This is a genomic window from Shewanella sp. 11B5, from assembly GCF_002836795.1.
Lineage (GTDB): Bacteria > Pseudomonadota > Gammaproteobacteria > Enterobacterales > Shewanellaceae > Shewanella > Shewanella frigidimarina.
Genome location: NZ_PJAP01000558.1, coordinates 1 through 4350, shown reverse-complemented (window position 1 = coordinate 4350; position 4350 = coordinate 1). Strand labels below are relative to the sequence as shown.

Sequence of the window (4350 nt, the reverse complement as noted above, 5' to 3'; positions counted from 1 at the left end):
ATATGAGTATTATTGTTTTACTTTGATACGTGAGCTAGCTTAAGCGAATAGCAATATCTACAAGACACCGTGATGAAATTGAGTATACTAAAAACAATGTTTGTTATATTTAGGTTAATTTTTGAAGGCGATGACTCAACAAAAAGGGGCTGATTACTGGACCAAGCGGATTAGTGATCAAGAAATGCCTGCATTATGTTCAACAGTGCGTGATTTAGAAAAGTTGGCAAAAGACGATGTGTCTTCGTTATCTTTGTTAGGTCGAAGTGTCATGCACGACAATGCACTCACCTCGCGTATTTTGCGAGTGGCAAACAGCGCCACTTACAATAAAGGTATTAATCCTGTTTCGACCGTAAGCCGTGCAGCGGTTGTATTAGGTTTTGATACAATTCGCAACATATGCATTACCGCAAAACTACTCACCAGTTTACTTGAAAATAAGCACCTGAGCGAAAGTGTCTATCAACGTTTATTAAAACTGATGGCGCAATCTTTTCAGGCGGCGATGCTCGCTAGAATGATGATGAGCGACCGTGGAGAATCGCTACGTGAAGAGGTGTTTATTGCCTCGTTATTGTATCGAATAGGTGAAAGTGCTTTTTGGAGCATGGGCGGTGAATTAACCGAACAGCTTGATAAAAAGTTGTTAGCGACTGACGATAAAATTGAACAAAACTCATTAATTCGAACTGAACTAGGTACCTCTTTTACCCAGCTGACCCAAAGCATTGCCAGAAGCTGGGGCTTAGGTGAAGTACTGATTAAGTCTTTAGCACAGCCAGACGAGCGCATGCCTGAGATCCGTTGTATTTTTTTAGCCGATAAGTTATCAGAAATCGTGTCACAGCCTAAAGTTAACGCTGAAGAGCTGCACAAACGCCTATCTCAAGCCGCAGAAATGTTAGACATCAGTGTGGATGAATTTACTGAAAAGTTTATCGATTGCAGCGAAATAACCCATAAATTAGCCATTGAATATGGTGCCAAAGCCATAGTGTCTTATTTGCCTAATACCGCAGACGTATTAGAGCATGTCGATGCTCCAATTGAGCTCACTGAGATAAGGCAAACCAATCAAGGTTATCAGTTAAGTAAATTGAGACAATTAACCCATTATGCCGTGGTTAAAACTGATTTTAATCAAATAATGCACACCACATTGGAAGGAATGTTAACCGGCGTTGGTTTAGATAGGTGTGGTGTATTGTTACTCTCTCCAAGTCGTAAATTATTACAACCAAGGGTGATGATGGGTGATGGCGCTGAATTATTAAAACAAGCCTTTGTGATTGAACTAGACGATCCACGATCCGTTTTTACTCAATGTATTGGGCAAAAAAAGAGTGTGTGGGTAAATGCACCCACCAGTAAAGAATGCAAAGTTCAAATTGATGATGTACTCGTTGAACGCTTTTCTCAAAATGGCTTTTTATTAGCGCCGCTCTTTGTTGGACAGAAAGTGTTGGGATTATTTTATGCCGATAGGCAGGGTACTGGACGTCGTTTTGAGCAAGAGGATTTCGACAGTTTCACACACTTTAGTGAGCTCGCTAATGTGTGTTTTGGGGTGTCGATGACATAGGATGGGTATTGAATATTTCCCATTCAATACAATCGGTCTAGAGAATAGCTAACTATTCTCTATTATGGTGGTCATCATACTCGACGATGGCCACCATATTGTTTAACTGCTATTGCATGATTAAGCTGGTAATTCGTTTGGCTTTATCGTTTGGAATTGGAAAACTCAAATGGTATTGCGCTATTTTCCATCCTTCAGAGGTTTGTACCAACGCACCAGTACCCCGGCTCACGCCATATGCTGGGCTATAGAGCTGCTCGTCAAATACAATCGTATCGTCAATTTGTAATAAGTGACGCGACTTTAAATCGTAACGCCAGCCTTTAGTGGGTTTGGCATAATGTTCAAACTCAACCATATTCCAACGCTCTGAATCATCGGTACCAATAAACACCGCTTGTGGATGATAAAGGCTAAAATAAGTGGTCCAGTCAGCAGCAGCTGCACTTTCATGTAATAGATTTAACAAAGCGCTGACTTCTTGGCTGTCTTTTTCTGATAAGCCTTGGCTATCAATTAACTCATTTTTTTGGCTAATGTCTTTTATAATCGCTTCGCTTTCGGAGCTCACTTGCTGACTAATTTGTTTGTTTTTTTGCTCAGTTTGGCTCTGTTCAAGTGTTGATTCTTCGGCTTCAGTTGCATGTAAATCGAAGGCAGCCACTGTCGTCATTAACACGGCGATAAAACCGAGTCGGTGAATGATTGATTGCATAGTATTCCTGTTTATTTAGTAAATTATTATTATGCGTTTTAATACTTTTCTAATGCCAATTTATTGGGTCTAGCTGATAAAACTGGCTTAATTCTTTATACAATTGTTGATGCTGTTGGTAAAACTCCACGGGTCGTTCAAAAAACGTTTCACTTATCACAGCAAAAAACTCCGCCGGATTGGTCGCGCCGTAATAGTTAAATAATGACGGGATATGTTGTTGAGCGCAATACTGAAGTTGCTTAAATTCTTGCCCCAATGTGCTAGACCATGAGCGATACGAAGTAATATCGCGCAGTGGTGGTGCACCATTAGCCGGTCCATCTTCTTGATCAAGCTGGTGAGCGAATTCGTGTATCACAACATTGCTACCATCAAACGGGTCGGCTGCGCCTTCTATAGTGCTGTTCCATGACAATACGACTTTACCATATTCCCAAGATTCTCCCAGCAACACATTACGTTGGCTTGATTGTACTCCCGCGAGATCCGTGCGGTTTTTCTTAACGATAAACGCGCTTGGATAGACTAAAATTTGTTTCAGTTTTGGGTAATAGTTAGTTTTACGATTGAGTAATAACAAACAAGCTTGGGCTGCAATTGTTACTTTTACTTCGTCGTTGATTTCGAACCCGTCACAACCGACAAATTGTTTCTCATTAATGAATATCTGAATATGCTTTTTGAGTTGAAGTTGCAAATCCGTCGGCATGGCTTTGAAATAAGGAAAACGCTTTTTTAATATATGACGCCATTGAGTGGGGAATGGTTTGCTGGTGATAATGTTACGTTGACGGTTGAGACGCCATTGGCTACTGACAATCCATGCCACAGCTGTTATTGATATAACGAGCAATATTACAATCGCGATCATAGAAGTGTCCTGGTAGTCGAAGAGGGCGTCAAGATTGATATTTTAAGCTTATGTATTATCTGAGCTTGCAATGTTTAATATGACTTGTTTATTTCATTCGCTGGCTGTTTCATTCCATGAGTATTTAATGGGGCAGTTTGTGAGTAAATTCAAGCTTTAGGAAAAACTAAATAGCAATGAGAGTGATAAGTGAAAACGTAGTTTGCCTAGTGTGTAGGTTGGAGTTTTAGATAAATAAAAGCACTGGCTAGCAAATATTAGTCTTATATTTACTGCCAGTGAAAGGGCGGGGATAAAGTGGTTGTCGTTGTGTTTGGTAAAAATTATGTTCAATTCACTATCTGTCTGCAAAGTTAACTATTGGTCTGTAAAGCTAACATCTAACCGTTTTTGTTGTTGTGGAGATAGACTAAAATATTGTGAAATCAACTGCCTGATCAGTTTTGATTTTGCTATTCCTCCCTGCTGACTTAATAATGTAAGCTGGCTTATTGCCGTTTCACTTAAGGTATAGGTACAACGTCTATAAGGTTGCTGTTTACTTTTATTGACCGATTTTATTGGCTCTACATGCTGTGGATATTTACGCTGTAAAAAATCGATTATATTGTTTTGCTTATCTGCATCGCTTGTCATTAGCGTTTGCTTTTCCTCATGTTGAGGACGGTTTTGACCAGCAGCATATAAATCGGCTGCAGCAATAAAGTCATCAATTGATACTGCAATGTTATTGGTGCTTTTACATAACGAAGCGTTTTTCTTGAGATCGGCTAGTCCCATAATTTCCTCTCATCGTGGTCACGTTCGATGCAGTATTGCGCTGTTCAATGAGTTGCTTTGCATCAGTAATATCGAGTAATTCACAGGCAATACTGCGCATTTCATCAGCAGCTTTACCTTGGGGTTCTAACTCAAATACAGATAAGCCTGATTCTTCGCTGTCGTCGTAAATATTACGACAGTAGTTAACGGCATCTAATACATTAATATCATAAGTACGACAGACATCTTTTGCTTCAGTAATTCTGCTTGCCTGGTTAGGTAAACTTGGGCATTGAGTGATCACAAATGATGCTTTCATTTTCGGGTTTATCATTAAACAAGTGGAAACGATATCGTCCATATGGCTGACGGTTTTTAAATCTCTGCGTTTTGGGCGCAATGGCTGTCTCTTTA

General features: G+C 39.8%; 4 protein-coding genes and 1 pseudogene. 1 reads left to right on the top strand and 4 read right to left on the bottom strand.

The annotated features are described in order from the left end of the window. The first annotated feature begins 130 nt into the window (after nt 1-130). Nucleotides 131-1585 carry an HDOD domain-containing protein gene (locus CXF78_RS13095; protein ID WP_102037048.1) on the top strand — a complete coding sequence of 485 codons (1455 nt, stop codon included), beginning with the start codon at nt 131-133 and terminating at the stop codon, nt 1583-1585. A gap of 109 nt (nt 1586-1694) precedes the next feature. On the opposite strand, the gene CXF78_RS13090 is transcribed toward CXF78_RS13095, so the two are convergent. The 4 genes and pseudogenes from CXF78_RS13090 to CXF78_RS13075 all read right to left on the bottom strand — a co-directional run. Then, nucleotides 1695-2300 carry a nuclear transport factor 2 family protein gene (locus CXF78_RS13090; RefSeq protein WP_011636578.1) on the bottom strand — a complete coding sequence of 202 codons (606 nt, stop codon included), beginning with the start codon at nt 2298-2300 and terminating at the stop codon, nt 1695-1697. Between the two features lie 49 nt (nt 2301-2349). Continuing rightward, nucleotides 2350-3174, bottom strand: a complete 825-nt coding sequence (locus tag CXF78_RS13085; protein ID WP_102037047.1) for a M90 family metallopeptidase — start codon at nt 3172-3174, stop codon at nt 2350-2352. 357 nt (nt 3175-3531) lie between these two features. Continuing rightward, nucleotides 3532-3954, bottom strand: a complete 423-nt coding sequence (locus CXF78_RS13080; RefSeq protein ID WP_102037046.1) for a hypothetical protein — start codon at nt 3952-3954, stop codon at nt 3532-3534. After that, a pseudogene (locus tag CXF78_RS13075) lies at nt 3914-4350 on the bottom strand (chromosome partitioning protein ParA); the annotation flags it as partial. The pseudogene CXF78_RS13075 and the gene CXF78_RS13080, both read right to left, overlap by 41 nt.

Excerpts from the sequence above, each read along its gene's own strand:
- CXF78_RS13085 (WP_102037047.1), bottom strand. The coding sequence starts at position 3,174 with ATGATCGCGATTGTAATATTGCTCGTTATATCAATAACAGCTGTGGCA.
- CXF78_RS13095 (WP_102037048.1), top strand. The coding sequence starts at position 131 with ATGACTCAACAAAAAGGGGCTGATTACTGGACCAAGCGGATTAGTGAT.
- CXF78_RS13080 (WP_102037046.1), bottom strand. The coding sequence starts at position 3,954 with ATGGGACTAGCCGATCTCAAGAAAAACGCTTCGTTATGTAAAAGCACC.
- CXF78_RS13090 (WP_011636578.1), bottom strand. The coding sequence starts at position 2,300 with ATGCAATCAATCATTCACCGACTCGGTTTTATCGCCGTGTTAATGACG.